Here is a 17,019-nt window from a genome sequence, read left to right as displayed (position 1 = left end):
ATTTTATTGATAAATTCAGCCCTGACGTTATATCAGGGCTGAGATCTCGAACGTTAGACGTTAGGAGTTAGAACGTTGTCCAGCCTGAGTCCTGCGACTGTTTTGATGCAGGCGGCAGGCGTTTCTGCTGTGGCGGCAAGCCGGAGAGATTTGCTTTGGGTTTACGCCCCTCGTGATCGGATAGGCGGAAGTTCGCTACCATGCTTTCCAGTATCGCAGACTGTTCTTCCAGCGAGTTAGCGGAGATCGAGGATTCCATCACCAGCGCCGCATTCTGCTGTGTGGTGGTATCCAGTTCGCTGATGGCACGGGAGATTTGCTCAATGCCGCGGCTTTGCTCATCGGAGGCGGAGGCAATTTCCCCCATGATGTCGTTAACCCGCGAGACAGAGGAGACGATCTGATCCATCGCCGTTCCCGCATTGGCGACCAGTTGTGTGCCCACATTGATACGCGACACCGATTCAGATATCAGGCTGGCGATTTCTTTTGCGGCTTGCGATGTGCGTTGAGAAAGTGTCCGCACCTCGCTGGCAACCACGGCAAATCCACGGCCTTGCTCACCGGCTCGCGCGGCCTCTACCGCGGCGTTCAGCGCCAGAATATTGGTCTGGAACGCAATGCTGTTGATAACGGCAGTGATGTCGGCAATCTTCCGTGAGCTGTCTGAAATGCCTGACATGGTATCCACCACATTCCGAACCACTTCGCCGCCTTTGTGCGCATTTTGCGAGGCTTCGGTACTGATTTGGCTCGCCTGTTTGGCGTTTTCGGCGTTGTTTTTCACGGTCGACGTCAGTTCTTCCATACTGGCGGCGGTTTCTACTACGGCGGCAGACTGCTGCTCGGTGCGCGAGGAGAGATCGCTATTACCGGCAGCAATCTTGGCCGCAGAGGTTGACACGCTGTCCACGCTGTCACGCACATCGCTGATCATATGGCGCAGCTTTTCGTTCATTCTCCCCATGGCGGCCGTTAACTGACCCAGCTCATCATCGCGATCGGCCACAATGGTTGAGGTTAGATCGCCTGCGGCGATTTTTTCCGCCAGAGAAAGGTTGTGAATCACAGGGCGGGTGATTTGGCGGGTAATCAGCAGCGAGATGATAATGCCGATCACGACGGCGATGAGGCCAATGATCATCGTGATAGTTGCGGAACCGTATGCCAGTGCGTCATTCTTCTCTTTGACGATAGTGATAAGCGCTTTAATGGAGGCGCTGCTTTTATCCCCGCCGACCTTCACGCCGTCTTCGGCTTTTTTCAGGCCGCTGATGCTCTGGAAGTAATCAGCGTTGAGCTTTTTATAGCTGGTGACATAGCTTCGTAGACCCTCTGCGGCGACCTGTTGTTCAGGTGTCAGTGCCGCAGTGGCGGCCTGGTAGCTGCTGTCAAAGCGGCTAAAAGCCTCATCGAGCTTCTTCGCAGCATCGGCATTTTGCTTAAGCTGTAACTCATAAGATAACTGCTTGAGATCTGAAACCTGCGCTGCCAAATCTTCAGCCTGATATTGCGTTGCGCTATCAGAAGGCTGCTGACGCAGTTTGGCGTAAAAATCCGTGGTAATGTTTTGCCCGTTGGCGGCGCTGATTTTGTCGCGATTTTCTACCACGCGCTGCGTGGCTTTCCCCATCTCGGTGATCGCGTTCTGGAATTCGGTCAGATTCTGGCCGAGATCGTTGACGAGGGGAGCGCCTTCTGGACTCCATGAGAGCGTTTTCGCTTCCGTGGTTAACTCTGAAGCATGTTTAACAAAGCCTGCCATGGTTTCACGCGACTTTTCTTCATACGAATAAAAATACTTCAGGCGGTTTATTTTGGCCTGAAAGACTTCGATGTTGATGTTGTAAATAAGATTGGTTTTCTCATAAATATCACGAATTTCTCTGAAGCGACCTGCGCTCAGTAGCGATGCAATGATGACCAGTAGCAGGATCACCCCAAACCCAAGATACAGCTTTTGGGATATTTTAAGATTTCTGATTTTTTTGGCTAAGAACATGACGTCTCTCCGGGGATGAATTACTGGTGTCAGGTAACAAATTAATCAAGGCATGACCCATAATGCTTATCGGATTTATAGTGGTTTTTTTTAGTGTGAGTGAAGAAGCTAATAATAATTTGTGAGGCTTCTCTCTTATTTTTGGACAACTGCACAGCAGGCGCCGGTTGAATTACCAATCTGCGTTATGCTAACCGTTATAAGAATAAGCACAGAAAATTATGATTGTTTTTTTAACTTTTAAAAATTTTAGAGGGAATGAGTTAATTTAGACATATATTAAAATATAAATAGGATGAAAATAACGAATGGTTAAGTTTGGACGTAATATTGCTGACGCGTACCCAAGTAGTGAATGACGTTATTACTTTATCTGACTTTTATCTCAACTTTTATCGCACACCGTCGTCTGACTGTACCGCATGCCCTATGACGGCTAACTTCGCCGCCATAGGCTAGGGACTACAAGCTCTAGCCGGTGCTTTTTGTGCGATACAGCCGGCGTGGATGACCAATCTTGCCGTAACGCATTTCGATGTCGAGGAACTGATTTTCAACGCAGAACTCCAGATAGCGGCGCGCCGTCGTTTTACTGAGTCCGGTTTTTTCGACGATATCATCGACAGAAAAGAGTGTATCGCCGCCATCGTTGGCAAAAATCTGCTTGATCAGCCCCAGCGTGTTCTCTTCAATGCCTTTTGCTGACGAGGAGGTGGCTGTGCCGGACGATTGCAGCTGATAGAGAATATCGACGTTCTGCTGATCGACAATTTTGTAAGAGTGCTGAGTTTTCACGAATTGAATAAATCGCTCCAGCGAAGAGCGCAGCCGTGGGTAGGAAAGCGGTTTGATAATGTAGTCAAAAGCCCCGCAGCGAATCGCCTGAGCGCAGGTATTCATATCGCTGGCGGCGGTAATAAAGATGACGGAACAATCCATCCCTTTGAGTAGTTGGCTTTCAATCAGCGAAACCCCTTCGCCGTCAGGCAAATAGTTATCCAGCAGGATCAGGCGCGGCCTGTGTTGCTGAAGGAGCTTTTTGGCTTCAAAAAGCGTAGCGGCAATCCCTACGACACGCAGATTGAAATGTTTCTCAATAAATTCAGCATGAATATTTGCCAGCTTACTTTCATCTTCAACGATTAAAACATCGAAATGTTCAGTGTGCTGCATGGTGTAAATCCCTGTTAGTCTCTGAATTATAAAATAGTGTGTCCGCTATACCTCAAGCGGTCTGTGCGTTATTCAATACGCTGCCGCTCAAATTATTGGGGGGACATCGGAATAAATAGGGAAAATATGCTGCCATTCGGCTGGTTGGCCGAGACTTCGATCATTCCCTGAGCCTGATTGACGTAGCTGGCGACCAGATGCAGCCCCAGCCCGTGATCGCCCTGTGTTTTGCTGGTCAAAGTGGCACCGGCTGACGGGAAACTCACCGTGGTCATCAACAGTGAAGTGATGAAACAGTTCGGCCATCAAATCAAACAGGTCGTGAATGACACGCTGAAAGCGCTGGGCGTACAGGAAGGGACGATCATTGTGGATGACAAAGGCGCGCTGGATTGTGTCATCCGTGCTCGCGTGCAAAGTGCGGTGCTGCGCGCCGCAGACGGACAGCAGATTGAATGGGAGAAATTGTCATGAATAAACTTCGCCGCAGCATGTTATTCCTCCCCGGCGCGAACGCCGCCATGCTGTCCAATGCGTTTATCTACAAGCCTGATTCCATCATGTTCGATCTGGAAGATGCCGTTTCCCTGCGTGAGAAAGATACCGCGCGCCTGCTGGTTTTCCATGCGCTCCAGCACCCGATGTACCGTGATATTGAAACCGTGGTACGCATCAACCAGCTCAGTACGCCGTTTGGCCTGCTGGATCTGGAAGCGGCCGTGCGCGGTGGTGCCGATGTGATCCGTCTGCCGAAAACTGACTCCACCGATGATGTCGATGAGCTGGAACACCATCTGGTTCGTATCGAAAAAGCCTGCGGTCGTGAAGTCGGCTCCACGCGCATTATGGCCGCGATTGAGTCTGCGGTGGGCGTGATTAACGCCGTCGCGATTGCACGCTCTTCCGAGCGCATGATTGGGATTGCGCTGGCGGCGTTTGACTATGTGATGGATATGCAAACAGAACGCGGTGATGGCACGGAGCTGTTTTATGCCCGTTGCGCGGTGCTGCACGCGGCTCGCGCTGCCGGTATCGACGCCTTCGACGTGGTCTATTCCAACGTTAATGATGACGCGGGCTTCCTGAAAGAGGTCGATCTGATCCGCAGACTGGGCTTCAATGGTAAATCCCTGATCAACCCGCGCCAGATTGAGCTGTTACACAACGCCTATGCCCCTACACAGGATGAAGTGGACTATTCCCATCTGGTGATCAAAGCCGCCGAGGAGGGTGAACGTGCCGGTCTGGGCGTGATTTCCCTGAACGGGAAAATGATCGACGGGCCGATTATCGACCACGCCAGAAGCGTGCTGGGACGTGCTCAGGCCTCCGGCGTTCGCAAATAGCCATTGCGTGATTGCACCGCAATTGCCGCTCTCAGGAATCACAGGATTAGACAATGAGTCATTTTATTGAAGCACTGCAAAAGCAGTACCCGGAAAAACGCCATCTGCAACCCTTCGTCAACGCTAATCAACATACGCCGTGGCTGAATGATGTCGCACAAAAGCATGAACGCAAACTGTGCGCCGATCTGGAGGAGGCGATTCGTCACAGCGGGCTGAAAGACGGGATGACGATCTCTTTCCACCACCATTTCCGCGAAGGCGATAAAGTCATTAATCGGGTGATTGATACGCTGGCACGGATGGGTTTTCGCGATCTGACGCTGGCATCCAGCTCGCTGATGAGCTGTAACGCATCGCTGATCGACCATATTAAAGCGGGCGTGGTCAGCCGGATTTACACCTCGGGGATGCGCGGAAAATTGGCCGATGCGATTTCTCACGGATTAATGAAAGAACCGGTACAGATTCATTCCCACGGTGGTCGCGTTCATCTGCTGCAAAGCGGTGAACTGAATATCGATGTCGCTTTCTTGGGGGTGCCGTGCAGCGATGAATTTGGTAATGCCAACGGCACCGCGGGGAAATCCAGCTGCGGCTCGTTGGGCTATGCGATGGTTGATGCGCAGTTTGCCCGTAAAGTGGTGTTGCTAACCGAAGCGCTGGTGCCGTTCCCGAACATGCCAGCCAGCATTGTGCAGGATCAGGTGGACTACATCGTTCAGGTCGATGAAGTGGGCGATCCGGCCAAAATCAGCGTGGGCGCGGCGCGCGTCACCAGCAACCCGCGCGAGCTGTTGATTGCCCGTTCTGCGGCAGACGTGATTGAACATGCCGGTTATTTTAAAAATGGTTTCTCGATCCAGACCGGTTCAGGCGCGGCCTCGACGGCCTGTACGCGTTTCCTCGAAGATAAAATGCGTCAGCAGAACATCGTGGCGCGCTTTGCCCTCGGCGGCATCACGGGCGGTATCGTCGATCTGCACGAAAAAGGGCTGATCGAAAAACTGATCGATACCCAATGTTTCGATGCCAATGCGGCCGCATCGCTGGCGAAGAACCCGAATCATGTCGAGATTTCCACTAACGTTTACGCCAACCCAAGCTCTAAAGCGGCCTGCTGCGATCAGCTGGATATGGTAATTCTCAGCGTGCTGGAAATTGACACCGACTTTAATGTCAACGTCATCATCGGTTCAGATGGTGTGATGCGCGGTGCGTCCGGCGGACACTGTGACGTCGCGACGGCAGCGAACCTGACCATCGTTGTTGCGCCGCTGATTCGTAGCCGCATCCCGACCGTGGTACGTCAGGTGACGACGCGCGTTACGCCGGGAGAAAGTATTGATGTACTGGTGACCGATCACGGTATTGCGGTCAACCCAGCGCGACCTGAGGTTGCTGAACGCCTGAAACAGGCGGGGCTGACGGTGACGACGATTGAAGCGCTGTATCAGCGTGCGATTGCGCTGGTGGGTGAACCACGTGCTATCGAGTTTCACGATCGCATCGTCGGCGTTATTCGCTATCGCGATGGCAGCGTGATTGACGTCGTTCGTCAGGTGAAAGAAACCGACGAATAAGCGGTAAACGCATGAGGGAATCGACGATGACAAAGACTGTTTCCATCTCGCTGGAAACCTTACTCGCGGCGAAGGAACGCCGCGCAGTTCGCCAACAAGAATGGCTTGCCCGCCACGGTGTGACGCTGGTGTCGCTGACTCTGGTCATGCCGAGGCCGGTAAAAGATAGCGAAGGCTAGCGGCAGGTGATGGGCGAAGCTATCAAATCTTTTGCCTTGCTGTGTCAGGCGCGGGGGGGGGGACGGTGCTGGAGCAGCAGACATGCTGGCTGGCAAGGGGGGCAGAAGGGCTGTAGGCGATCACCAAAGATGCGCTGTCCGTGAAGGCAGTGACTATTGCGCTGGAAGATAGCCATGAGCTGGGACGGCTCTGGGATTTCGATATCTTTAGCCCGGAAGACGGATCGATTGGCCGGTCGATGCTGGCGCACAGCGGGCGCACTTGCCTATTGTGCGACCAGATGGCACACGCCTGTAACCGTTCGCGCCGCCATTCGCTGCCTGAGTTGCTTGAGCACATTGAGGAAAAGGTTAATGCCTACTTTACAGCAGCCTGACGGTGTTCTGTCGGCTGCGGTATCCCATTCCGCAGTCGGCGATTATCGGGAGCGCGACGCGTTACCGGATATCGACCAGCGGGTGGCGAGTGCGTTGACGATGGAAGTGATGTTGACGCCGAAGCTCGGACTGGTGGATCGCGCCAACAACGGATCTCACCGTGATATGGATGTTGCGCTGTTTCAGACCAGCATTCAGGCGATTTCACCCTGGTTCCGGCATTTTACCGATGCCGGTTATCAGCACGCTAACACACCACTCGCGCAGCTGCTGTTTCAGGTTCGACCTATCGGCATTGCCTGTGAACAGGCGATGCTGTCAGCGACGAAAGGTGTGAATACCCATAAAGGTGGGATTTTCGCGTTTGGCCTGCTGTGTACGGCCGCTGGTTGGCTGGCAGGGCGGGGAGAGCGTGTGACGCAGCGCAGTCTGTGTGAAAGCGTTGCCGCAATGTGCCACGATTTGGTACGAAATGAACTGGAGACGTGTTCTGGTGCGGCGACGGCGGGTGAACATCTCTATCAGCGCCATGGCCTGACGGAGGCGAGGGGAGAAGCCGCCAGCGGTTTCAGTACTGTATGCCAGTACGCGTTGCCTGCCTTGCAGCAGGCGATTGCTGCCGGAGCGGATGACGACACCGCGTTGTTACGGACGCTGTTGGTGCTGATGGCTCACAATCCTGATACCAATGTCGTTTCACGCGGCGGCATGGACGGGCTGGAGTTTGTGCAAGATTACGCGCGGAGATTGCTGATTGGTCCGCTGGATCGTCAGGCACTGAGAGAGATGGGCGACGTGCTGATTGCCAGAAACCTTAGCCCAGGCGGTAGCGCCGATCTACTGGCCTTAACCTGGCTGCTGTATCACTATCCTGCCGAATAGCAAATGAACGGGGGCGATAAAAGGAGCGAGCGGATCTTGCGATGGCTGGCGGCGGTACGTTTCATTATTTGACCGCGCCTTAACACTTTTCCTCTTGTTCCACTAAAGTTATTGAGAAAATTGCCGATATCGTTTTCACCAACTTCTACCCGTCATACTTCAAGTTACGTACGTGCTGGCTGCTCAAATTCCTTTCCACGAGTTTGTTCTTCGCTTGTCACGTGACGAGGCGTATAAGTGTGCCTCGCCCTAAGGGCCAACGTTTACGTTGTTCAAAACGATAGCGTTTTGTCCTGTCACTCGAGGTATTTAAGGTAGGTTTCATGCTGTTTCAGGTACTCCGAGTAATCGTTTTCAATATGTAGCCAGTGCAGTACATCGTGTTGGCACATATGGGACTTGAAAGATAACGAAGAGGCGTGCATCAATATAAGCCATTGACACATATTCGGTGTAAACAATGGTGGGGATGAAAGCGGTGAATGAAAATTTGAAAGAGCAGTTTGTTAAGCGCAACAAACTGGCCATCTGTGCAACACTGCGCGAGTTAAAGAAGAATGATACGTCTCTGATGGTTCATCATCCTCACGGACAGTTCATGAGTAAAATTCTTGACGTTGTACCCGATAACAACCTGTTTGTCTTCGATTTAGGAGGCATTGAGCGTGAAAACAACCGCGCACTGTATGCGGGAGCGCTGTCTTTTGTTGCTGAGCCTGCCGGCGCAAAAGTTGAATTTAATGCAGAAATTGCGAAGACGGTCACTTACGACGGGCTGCCAGCCTTTAGCGCGCAGATTCCTGAACTGCTTTATCTCATCCAACGTAGAACCTATTTCCGCATCAACACGCCGCTGTGGCCGCCGTTGACGTGCCGTGGCGAGCTGCCGGATGAGAGCGTTTTCCTGTTCACCATCAAAGATCTCTCTCTGGGTGGATTGAGCCTATATACCGACCGTGATACCACAGGGCTGTTGACTGACGGTGACATCATTAAGAGCGTCGAGATGGACCTGGCTGACCACGGTTTCTTCTGCGTTGATTTGCAGTTCGTCGGTCAGGCAGTGGTGAAGATCGTTGACAACAAAGGTGAATTTAAGTTGACGCAGCGTTTGAGCTTCAAATTCCCTTCACTGAACGCGGCGCAGGAACGCGATCTTCAGCAGGTGATTTTTGAGTTGGAAAGATTACAAAACGAAAAGAAAAAGCGGTTCCAGGAGTTGTAATTTTTAAGCACAACTTTTATTTGGGCTTCACACATAACAGCAACGTTTTTATAACGAGTATTATCTTATTTATCCTACTTATTACCCATAACTCATGCGAAAAGCCAACGTATAGGCTGTTCGAAGAAGGGTGGGGATAAATAAATGGTTTCCAATGTTCTCTGAGCCTTGTCAGATGAGATCGAGTGGTGCAAAATACGCGCCGTGCAAATAACCGACGTCTAATAGCGTCGGTTATTTTTTTACATTTATGCTCGTCAACCTTCAGGTTACAGGGGTATTGGTGTGGTTTTTTGCCTTTCTCTGTGACTCAGGTTTGCTGGGTATAGGGTCTTCAACCAAAGAGGCCGGACAACGATCCGGATAGATAATTTGTGTGTGCCTGTGAGCACAGTGAGGAAAGGAAAGATGGGGCAATTAACACGTTTCGCACCGGTGCCCGCCGGTTTGTGCTGCAAAGGTATTGGTTATGGCGCGACGCAGTCGCAAGTTATCTCTGGTGCTGTTACAGCCACCTCTTCTCATCGTGATTCAGGCGAGCCCTGTATCCATTCATTTGTTTTCGGTGCGTATGCGCCTGCCGTGATGAACGGAGGTGTGCGCCATGTCGCTTGATTCTCAGCTGCCTAGTGCTGGCGCAAAACGTGCTCAGTTAAAAAGAACGCTCACGCTGTGGCCTGTCGTTATGATGGGGCTGGCGTACATGCAGCCGATGACCATTTTTGATACCTTCGGTATCGTGTCTGGCCTGACCGACGGCCATGTGGCTACCGCTTATGCGTTTGCGCTGGTCGCTATTCTGTTTACGGCGCTGAGCTATGGCAAATTGGTAAAACGTTTTCCGTCCGCCGGTTCTGCTTATACCTATGCGCAAAAAGCGATCAGCCCGCACGTCGGGTTTATGGTCGGTTGGTCGTCACTGCTGGACTATCTGTTCATGCCGATGATCAACATTCTGCTGGCGAAAATCTATCTGGAAGCGATCTTCCCCGGCGTACCGTCATGGATTTTTGTCGCGGCGCTGGTCGGCTTGATGACGCTGTTTAACCTGCGTGGCATCAGTCTGGTTGCTAATCTGAACTCCATTATCGTGGTGGTGCAGGTTGCGATCATGGCGGTATTCCTCGGTCTGGTGATTCACGGTGTTTATCTGGGCGAAGGTGCGGGTACACTGACCAGTACGCGTCCGTTCTGGTCAGAGGGCGCTCAGGTGGTGCCGATGATTACCGGAGCAACCATTCTCTGTTTCTCGTTCCTGGGTTTTGACGGCATCAGTTCGCTGTCGGAAGAAACGCAGGATGCCGGTCGAGTGATTCCAAAAGCCATCTTTCTGACGGCGCTGATCGGCGGCGTGATCTTTGTTGCCGTGGCGTACTTCCTGCAACTGTATTTCCCTGATATCTCGCGCTTTAAAGAGCCGGATGCGTCTCAACCGGAAATCATGCTGTACGTCGCGGGTAAATTCTTCCAGTCCGTTATTCTGGTGTTCTCCTGCGTCACGGTACTGGCATCCGGTATGGCGGCACATGCAGGCGTGTCTCGCCTGATGTATGTCATGGGGCGTGATGGCGTATTCCCAGAGCGCTTCTTCGGCTATATCCACCCGAAATGGCGTACACCGTCTTTGAACGTCTTGCTGGTTGGCGTGATTGCACTGTCTGCGGTGTCGTTCGATCTGGTGACGGCCACTGCGCTGATCAACTTCGGTGCGCTGGTGGCGTTTACGTTCGTGAACCTGTCGGTCATTTCACAGTTCTATATTCGTGAGCGCCGTAACCGCACCGCGAAAGACACCATTAACTTCCTCGTGATGCCTGTGCTGGGCGCGTTGACGGTGGGTGCGCTGTGGGTGAATCTGGAAGCGAGCTCGATGACGCTGGGTCTGGTGTGGGCAACGATTGGATTGCTCTATCTGGCCTTTGTGACGCGCAGTTTCCGTCAGCCAGTACCGCAATGTAGTGAAGAGCCGGTTTAAATAAACCGACGACACGCATAAAAGAGAAAAGCGGAGCCCATGAGCTCCGCTTTTTTTATGGTTTTAGGCGGCTATCTTAGCCCACCAGCTCCTGCGCATAGGCGTACAGCGCTTTTAGCTGTGCCATTTTCTCTTTATCGTCTTCATGCAGTTGATAAAGGTTGCTGAGTTCTGACAGATAGGACTGCAAGCGCTCCGGCGTAAATACTGCACGCCGATGCTGTAACCAACGCTGTTGTTCGCGGTCGTCCAGCGTGCCGGGGAAATTGCGGGCGCGATAGCGGAAGAGCAGCGGTTCCAGACGATTATCGGCAAATGTGAGATCCAGTGCGGGAAGATTCTGCGGCGCGGTCTCCTGAATAATCTTCATCGCCATGCGGTCAGCATCGCCAAAGAAGCCATCATAAAGCCGCAAATCGACATCATCAGAGGCGGCGAACGCGGGGGCTTCGGCAAACAGCTCCACCACTTTTTCCCTGACGCTCGCGTTGTTACGCAGCAGCGATAAATTGTCCAGACAGCGTTGACGATCGATACCCAGCCTTTCTGCATCTTCCGGCCGTAAAGTATTGGCCGGTGCTAAGACCGGACATTTATTGATGTGCACCAGCTTGAGTGGAACTGCGCTCTGATCCGCTTCTAACGCATCACGGCGGGTGTATAACCGTTCGCGTAATGCTGCGCTGTCCAGCTCCAGCAGCGGCGTCATATCGCCAGCCAGATCGCACATGATGACCGCATTACGGTTATCTGGGTGCCAGGCGAGCGGTACAATCCAACTGGTGTTACTCCTCGCCGCGCCAAACATACCAGACACGTGAACGAGCGGCTTCATTTGTGGGATATCAATCAGCGCGGAAATTTTGTTTTTGTTACGCAGCGGGAACAGATATTCAAACAATTTAGGCTGCGCCTGCTTAAACAGCTTCGCCATAGCGATAGTGGCATAAACGTCGGACATCGCATCATGCGCCTGCTCGTGCGAAATACCATTGGCTTTCGTCAGATGTTCAAGACGGAAACTAGGTAAGCCGTCATCGTTTTCGGGCCAGACGATGCCTTCCGGTCGCAGGGCATAGCAGGCGCGTAGTGCATCCAGCAAATCCCAGCGGGAATTACCGTTTTGCCAGCTGTAGGCGTAAGGATCGTAGAAGTTACGATAGAAAATATTGCGGCTGACTTCATCATCAAAGCGAATGTTGTTGTAGCCCATAATGCAGGTGCCGGGCACGCTGAACGCGTCATGGATTTGACGAGCGAACTCCGCTTCATTGACGCCTTTTGCCAGCGCGACCTGTGGCGTAATTCCGGTGATCATCACCGCTTCTGGTTCCGGCAGGTAATCATCCGTCGGACGACAATAAATGACGAGCGGCTCACCGATAATATTGAAATCCATATCGGTACGGACACCCGCAAACTGCGCGGGGCGATCGCGCGCTGGATGTTTACCGAACGTCTCGTAGTCATGAATGAAAAAAGTGGGTTGTGTTTTCTCGGCCATATATGCAGTTAGCTACGTGTGCGCGCTGAGCCTGAAGTCAGGCAAAACAATCTGGAAAACGGCAAGGATACCATTGAATCCACTTTTCTGTGGCGCTTTCCTGATTTGCATCACTTCCCTGACTTACATCAATAGGAGGGTAGACATAATCGCTAGGCATGACTGTGTCCATTCGGTTACAATTTTCGTTCTAATGCGAATGATAATTAAATTCTTTACTGCCTCGTAGATCACTCTGCGGGGTAGCATTCGGCAACAAACAGCGAAATGGAGAACACACTTATGCGGTTAAATGCGGTGCGATTGAATGCAACGTTTGCAGTGAAGGCGACGTTATTGGCATCTATGTTTGTTCTGGCTGGCTGCGATCAGCAGGCATCGTCTTCAGAAGGAAGTCACACGGTCAGCATTGAGCATGCGCAGGGCACCACTCAGGTTCCACAGCCGCCGAAGAAAGTGATTGTGTTTGATCCTGCCTCATTGGATACGCTGGACGCGTTGAAGGTCGAAGGGATTGCCGGTGTACCGAAAAGCAGCACGCCGCTGCCTGCGTTTTTATCAAAATACAACAGCGATACTTACCTGAACGCCGGGACGCTGTTTGAACCTGCCTATGAAGCGCTCAGCAGCGCGAAACCCGATCTGATTATTGCCGGTGGACGTACGCGTGATGCCTACGACAAGTTGAGCGGTATTGCACCGACGATCTCAATGGACGTGGATGAGCACCAGTTTATGACGAGCTTTATCCAACGCATCGAGCAACTGGGCACCATCTTCGGTAAAGAAGATGAAGCGAAGAAACAGATTGATGATTTCAAACAGCAGATCGCCCAAACGCGCGCTAAAACGGAAAATGCAGGCAATGCGCTGGTTCTGATGGTCAGCGGCGGCAAAATGTCTGCCTACGGTCCTAAATCGCGCTTTGGCTTCGTGTTTGATGAGCTGGGCTTTAAACCGGCGACCGAGTTCCCTGATTCTGGGCGTCATGGCAACGTAGTGACCTCTGAATTCTTGTTGAGCGTGAACCCAGAATGGCTGTTCATCCTCGATCGTGACAGTGCGATTGGTCGCCCAGGTGGGGAATCGGCCCAGCAGGTGCTGGATAACCCGCTGATTCATAAAACCAACGCTTGGAAAAATAATCGCGTGATCTATCTGGATTCTGCATCGCTGTATATCGCTGGGGGGCTGCAAAGCTATAAAAACCTCGTGACTACCGTCAGTGACGCGTTAGATAAGCAATAACGGCAGGTTACGGCAGAATCAATGAAGTCTTTTTACTATTCGCTGGGTCTTGTTTTTCTGGCCTGCATGATCGTTGTCAGCCTGTTTGTCGGGGCAGGGCAACTGAATATGCAGGCTGTGTGGAACGACCCAGAAATGCGCGATATCTTCTTTATCAGCCGCGTTCCCCGTACGCTAGCTTTGCTGCTGGCAGGTAGCGCCATGAGTGTGGCTGGCCTCATCATGCAGTTGCTGACGCAAAACCGTTTTGTTGAACCGTCTCTGGCGGGGACCACACAGTCGGCTAGCTTAGGTTTGCTGGTGGTGATGATCGCTGTGCCCGGTGCGACGATCTTCACCAAGATGGTGGTGGCGAGCCTGTTCGCTTTAGCGGGTACCTTCCTGTTCATGATGCTGCTCCAGCGGATTGTGCTGAAATCCGCACTAGTAGTGCCGCTGGTCGGCATTATGCTGGGCGCGGTGATCAGTTCAATCACCACGTTTGGCGCGATGTATTTTGATCTGCTACAGGCGCTCGGCAGTTGGGAATCCGGCGATTTCTCCGGTGTCTTGCAGGGACGTTACGAGCTGCTCTGGTTGGTTGGCGCGTTAACGCTGGTAGCTTGCTGGATCGCTGACCGCTTCACGGTTGCGGGCATGGGTCGCGAGTTCTCCGTTAATGTCGGCCTTAACTATCGGCAGGTGATGATGATGGGGCTGAGCATTATCGCCATCGTCAGCGGTGTGGTCGTCGTGGTGGTCGGCAGCTTGCCGTTTATCGGGCTGATCGTGCCGAACCTGATCAGCATGATGATGGGCGACAATGTGCGCAAAACGATCCCGTGGGTGTGCCTGCTCGGCGGCGGTCTGGTGCTGTGCTGCGATATCATCAGCCGCGTGATTCGCTATCCTTTCGAGATTCCGGTGAGCGTGATTCTTGGCGTCATTGGCGCTGCCGTTTTCCTTCTCTTATTGCTAAGCCAGAAACGCCATGTCAGTCAATGAACGTAATACGGTGCTGACCGAATCCGTCAGCGAAAAACGTGCGGGGTTATCGCCAACGCAGCGGTTGATGTGGCTGGCTGTTGCGGCTGCTGTGGTGATCGTGCTGTTTATGACCATCAATCTAGGCAGCAACCTGCGCTACATTTTGACGCACCGCGGGTTGATGCTAACGACGATGCTGCTGGTGGCGTTTGCCGCCAGTGCGTCGACCGTGCTGTTCCAAACGGTGACGAATAATCGGGTGCTGACGCCGTCGATTATGGGATTTGAAGCCCTGTTTATCCTGATTCAGACCTCGCTGGTCTTTGTTTTCGGGGTTAGCGGCATTCCGGGTCTGGGCGTTGAAGGTAAATTCGTTCTTGAGACGCTGCTACTCATTCTCTTCTCCGCGCTGCTGTACCGCTGGTTGTTTACCGGCAGCCGCAATAACCTGCATCTGGTTTTACTGGTCGGGATTATCTGCGGCACGCTGTTTCGCAGCATGGCGGGCTTAATGCAGCGTCTGCTGACGCCCGGCGAGTTTGCCATCTTACAGGGGCGGATGTTTGCCACCTTCACCCGTACCGTGCCTGAACTGGTAGCTTTGTCGGTTGTGATTACGCTGGTGGTCGCCGTGGTGATCTGGCGTATGCGCTTTCGGTTTGATGTACTGGCACTGGGGCGTAATAACGCGATTAACCTGGGTATCGACTACAAACGCAGCGTCACGATCATTCTGCTGCTGGTTTCCGTGCTGGTTGCCATTTCAACGGCGTTGGTCGGTCCGCTTACCTTTTTGGGCTTTATGGTCGCAAACCTTGCCTATTTAGTGATTGGTTCCAGCCAGCATCGCCTGTTGCTGCCCGCGGCTTTCCTGCTGGGCGTCATTGCACTGGTTGGTGGACAGTTGGTGCTTGAACATCTGCTGGATATGTCTGGGGCGCTGTCGGTCGTGATCGAATTTGTGGGTGGATCGCTGTTTATTGTGTTGCTACTGAAAAAGGTTTCCGTGTGATTGAGATCGGCAATGTAACCAAAGCGTATAATAACGTTAAGGTATTAGATAATGTCACCGCGACGGTGCCCCGCGGTGGCGTCACGTCGATTATCGGCCCGAATGGTGCAGGGAAGTCGACATTGTTGTCCATCATCAGCCGCCTGCTGGACGCGGATCGCGGACAGGTAAAGGTCAACGGCATGGACGTGGTGACCACGCCAAGCGATAAGCTGGCGACGTGTTTGTCCGTGCTGCGTCAGGAAAACCAGTTTACCAGCCGCTTAACGGTAGCGGAGCTGGTGGGTTTCGGCCGCTACCCTTATACCAAAGGGCGGCTGAATGCTGACGATCGTGAACGCATCAGCGCTGCGCTGGCATTCCTCAACCTGACCGAATTGAAAGAGCGATTTTTAGATGAGCTTTCCGGCGGCCAACGCCAGCGAGCCTATGTCGCGATGGTACTGTGTCAGGACACGGAATATGTACTACTGGATGAACCGCTGAATAATCTGGATATGAAGCACGCAGTGGCGATGATGAAGCAAATTCGCCGTGCGGCCGATGAGCTAGGTAAAACCATCGTGCTGGTTATCCACGATATCAACTTTGCTTCCGCCTATTCGGATTACATCATTGCGATGCGCAAAGGGCAGATCATCTACACGGGAAAACCGGAAGACATTATGGTATCCGAGGTGTTGGAAGATATTTTTGATACGGAAGTGGCCATCGAGCAGGTGCATAACCAGCGTATTGCGGTATATTACCGCTGAATACCCGTCATACTTCAAGCCGCATGTACGTTGGCTTCCCTTGCTCACTCCAGTCACTTACTTGAGTAAACTCTTGGGGACTCGTGCGGTCGCCGCCTGCATGCAACTCGAATTATTTAGGGTATTGGTTGATGACAGATTATCCGCTCAGCGTGGTGTTAGCGCAAAGGGAGTAAGCACTGCTTGAAAGACGCTGGGTATAACCTGTATGGTGAATACATAAAGAATTTATGTATGACTTAAGGTAAGGGTAAAAGATGGATAAGGACACTAAGCCGTGTTTCCAGGATGTGCTGGAATTCGTGCGCATGTTTCGTCGTAAAAACAAACTTCAGCGTGAAATCGTCGACAACGAGAAGAAAATTCGTGATAACCAGAAGCGCGTTCTGCTGCTGGACAACCTGAGCGAATATCTTAAACCTGGCATGTCCATTGAGGACGTACAGAATATCATCGCCAACATGCGCGGTGATTATGAAGACCGCGTCGATGACTACATCATCAAAAATGCCGATCTGTCGAAAGAACGCCGTGAGCTGTCTAAAAAGCTGAAAGCGATGGGCGAAGTTAAGTAACCTGACGCGCCATGTTTTACTGTAAATAGCTACCGTAAAAGGATCGCTTCTGCGGTCCTTTTTCTTTTAGTGTTTATCCCATAACCTTTCCTTTCGCTACTTAACCTGCGTTGGTGCACCGACGGCGCTGACGCCGATAATAATGCCGAACGCTCAGCTGAATTGGAATTCAGCTCGCAGGCTGAATGTCATTATCTGCAAGTTAATCAGTTTCTT

The 17,019-nt window shown here is 52.2% G+C and carries 15 protein-coding genes and 2 pseudogenes; 13 read left to right on the top strand and 4 right to left on the bottom strand.

Features of this window, described 5'->3' with window-relative positions; translation table 11 throughout:
* Positions 1 to 67: 67 nt before the first annotated feature.
* The 3 genes and pseudogenes from LOZ86_RS12615 to LOZ86_RS12605 all read right to left on the bottom strand — a co-directional run.
* Positions 68 to 2,002, bottom strand: coding sequence for a methyl-accepting chemotaxis protein (locus LOZ86_RS12615; RefSeq protein ID WP_039481340.1), 1,935 nt, complete (start codon positions 2,000 to 2,002; stop codon positions 68 to 70).
* A 471-nt stretch (positions 2,003 to 2,473) separates the two neighbouring features.
* Entirely contained in the window at positions 2,474 to 3,175 is a 702-nt protein-coding gene (locus tag LOZ86_RS12610) for a response regulator (RefSeq protein WP_039481337.1), read from the bottom strand.
* A gap of 92 nt (positions 3,176 to 3,267) precedes the next feature.
* Positions 3,268 to 3,414 (bottom strand): annotated as a pseudogene (locus LOZ86_RS12605) (hypothetical protein); the annotation flags it as partial.
* Here LOZ86_RS12605 and citD point away from each other — a divergent pair.
* The 8 genes and pseudogenes from citD (at position 3,404) to LOZ86_RS12565 (ending at position 10,743) form a co-directional block, all read left to right on the top strand.
* Positions 3,404 to 3,649 (top strand): citrate lyase acyl carrier protein, encoded by a 246-nt coding sequence (gene citD, locus LOZ86_RS12600; RefSeq protein WP_052012020.1) that lies wholly within the window; start codon positions 3,404 to 3,406, stop codon positions 3,647 to 3,649. The pseudogene LOZ86_RS12605 and the gene citD sit on opposite strands and share 11 nt — an antisense overlap.
* Positions 3,646 to 4,521: a citrate (pro-3S)-lyase subunit beta gene (gene citE, locus LOZ86_RS12595; RefSeq protein WP_039481332.1), complete on the top strand. Its 876-nt coding sequence runs from the start codon at positions 3,646 to 3,648 to the stop codon at positions 4,519 to 4,521. Before citD ends, citE begins: the two co-directional genes overlap by 4 nt.
* A 53-nt stretch (positions 4,522 to 4,574) precedes the next feature.
* Positions 4,575 to 6,104 carry a citrate lyase subunit alpha gene (gene citF, locus LOZ86_RS12590; protein ID WP_039481329.1) on the top strand — a complete coding sequence of 510 codons (1,530 nt, stop codon included), beginning with the start codon at positions 4,575 to 4,577 and terminating at the stop codon, positions 6,102 to 6,104.
* Positions 6,105 to 6,130: 26 nt separating this feature from the next.
* Positions 6,131 to 6,660 (top strand): annotated as a pseudogene (gene citX, locus LOZ86_RS12585) (citrate lyase holo-[acyl-carrier protein] synthase).
* Complete coding sequence (gene citG, locus LOZ86_RS12580) at positions 6,638 to 7,543, top strand: triphosphoribosyl-dephospho-CoA synthase CitG (RefSeq protein ID WP_230242092.1); 906 nt, start codon at positions 6,638 to 6,640, stop codon at positions 7,541 to 7,543. Before citX ends, citG begins: the two are co-directional and overlap by 23 nt.
* A 469-nt stretch (positions 7,544 to 8,012) precedes the next feature.
* Complete coding sequence (locus tag LOZ86_RS12575; protein ID WP_039481324.1) at positions 8,013 to 8,768, top strand: flagellar brake protein; 756 nt, start codon at positions 8,013 to 8,015, stop codon at positions 8,766 to 8,768.
* A 408-nt stretch (positions 8,769 to 9,176) separates the two neighbouring features.
* On the top strand, positions 9,177 to 9,383 hold the full coding sequence (locus tag LOZ86_RS12570; RefSeq protein WP_039481322.1) for a hypothetical protein: 207 nt from the start codon (positions 9,177 to 9,179) through the stop codon (positions 9,381 to 9,383).
* Entirely contained in the window at positions 9,373 to 10,743 is a 1,371-nt protein-coding gene (locus LOZ86_RS12565) for an APC family permease (RefSeq protein WP_039481319.1), read from the top strand. Before LOZ86_RS12570 ends, LOZ86_RS12565 begins: the two co-directional genes overlap by 11 nt.
* 76 nt (positions 10,744 to 10,819) lie before the next feature.
* Here LOZ86_RS12565 and sbcB read toward each other — a convergent pair whose 3' ends face one another.
* Positions 10,820 to 12,247, bottom strand: a complete 1,428-nt coding sequence (sbcB, locus tag LOZ86_RS12560) for an exodeoxyribonuclease I (protein ID WP_111778499.1) — start codon at positions 12,245 to 12,247, stop codon at positions 10,820 to 10,822.
* A 303-nt stretch (positions 12,248 to 12,550) separates the two neighbouring features.
* Between sbcB and LOZ86_RS12555 the strand changes: the two genes are divergently transcribed.
* From LOZ86_RS12555 to tmaR, 5 genes are all read left to right on the top strand, one after another.
* The gene (locus LOZ86_RS12555; protein ID WP_370762085.1) at positions 12,551 to 13,495 is read left to right on the top strand and encodes a siderophore ABC transporter substrate-binding protein; all 945 of its coding nucleotides are present in this window, start codon (positions 12,551 to 12,553) and stop codon (positions 13,493 to 13,495) included.
* Between the two features lie 21 nt (positions 13,496 to 13,516).
* The gene (locus tag LOZ86_RS12550; RefSeq protein ID WP_010277087.1) at positions 13,517 to 14,479 is read left to right on the top strand and encodes an ABC transporter permease; all 963 of its coding nucleotides are present in this window, start codon (positions 13,517 to 13,519) and stop codon (positions 14,477 to 14,479) included.
* Positions 14,466 to 15,473, top strand: a complete 1,008-nt coding sequence (locus tag LOZ86_RS12545) for an iron chelate uptake ABC transporter family permease subunit (RefSeq protein WP_039481310.1) — start codon at positions 14,466 to 14,468, stop codon at positions 15,471 to 15,473. Before LOZ86_RS12550 ends, LOZ86_RS12545 begins: the two co-directional genes overlap by 14 nt.
* Entirely contained in the window at positions 15,470 to 16,228 is a 759-nt protein-coding gene (locus tag LOZ86_RS12540) for an iron ABC transporter ATP-binding protein (RefSeq protein WP_039481307.1), read from the top strand. Before LOZ86_RS12545 ends, LOZ86_RS12540 begins: the two co-directional genes overlap by 4 nt.
* 257 nt (positions 16,229 to 16,485) lie before the next feature.
* Positions 16,486 to 16,803, top strand: a complete 318-nt coding sequence (gene tmaR, locus LOZ86_RS12535; protein ID WP_005967626.1) for a PTS system regulator TmaR — start codon at positions 16,486 to 16,488, stop codon at positions 16,801 to 16,803.
* Positions 16,804 to 17,019: the final 216 nt, after the last annotated feature.

The sequence above is a fragment of the Pectobacterium parvum genome (assembly GCF_020971565.1).
Taxonomy (GTDB): domain Bacteria; phylum Pseudomonadota; class Gammaproteobacteria; order Enterobacterales; family Enterobacteriaceae; genus Pectobacterium; species Pectobacterium polare.
Note: the sequence above shows the minus strand (reverse complement) of the source record. Positions and strands in the feature narration are given on the sequence as shown.

Coding starts and splice junctions, on each gene's coding strand:
- LOZ86_RS12570 (WP_039481322.1), top strand. CDS start 9,177: ATGGGGCAATTAACACGTTTCGCACCGGTGCCCGCCGGTTTGTGCTGC.
- LOZ86_RS12615 (WP_039481340.1), bottom strand. CDS start 2,002: ATGTTCTTAGCCAAAAAAATCAGAAATCTTAAAATATCCCAAAAGCTG.
- LOZ86_RS12575 (WP_039481324.1), top strand. CDS start 8,013: ATGAAAGCGGTGAATGAAAATTTGAAAGAGCAGTTTGTTAAGCGCAAC.
- citF (WP_039481329.1), top strand. CDS start 4,575: ATGAGTCATTTTATTGAAGCACTGCAAAAGCAGTACCCGGAAAAACGC.
- LOZ86_RS12610 (WP_039481337.1), bottom strand. CDS start 3,175: ATGCAGCACACTGAACATTTCGATGTTTTAATCGTTGAAGATGAAAGT.
- LOZ86_RS12545 (WP_039481310.1), top strand. CDS start 14,466: ATGTCAGTCAATGAACGTAATACGGTGCTGACCGAATCCGTCAGCGAA.
- LOZ86_RS12550 (WP_010277087.1), top strand. CDS start 13,517: ATGAAGTCTTTTTACTATTCGCTGGGTCTTGTTTTTCTGGCCTGCATG.
- tmaR (WP_005967626.1), top strand. CDS start 16,486: ATGGATAAGGACACTAAGCCGTGTTTCCAGGATGTGCTGGAATTCGTG.
- citE (WP_039481332.1), top strand. CDS start 3,646: ATGAATAAACTTCGCCGCAGCATGTTATTCCTCCCCGGCGCGAACGCC.
- LOZ86_RS12565 (WP_039481319.1), top strand. CDS start 9,373: ATGTCGCTTGATTCTCAGCTGCCTAGTGCTGGCGCAAAACGTGCTCAG.
- citG (WP_230242092.1), top strand. CDS start 6,638: ATGCCTACTTTACAGCAGCCTGACGGTGTTCTGTCGGCTGCGGTATCC.
- sbcB (WP_111778499.1), bottom strand. CDS start 12,247: ATGGCCGAGAAAACACAACCCACTTTTTTCATTCATGACTACGAGACG.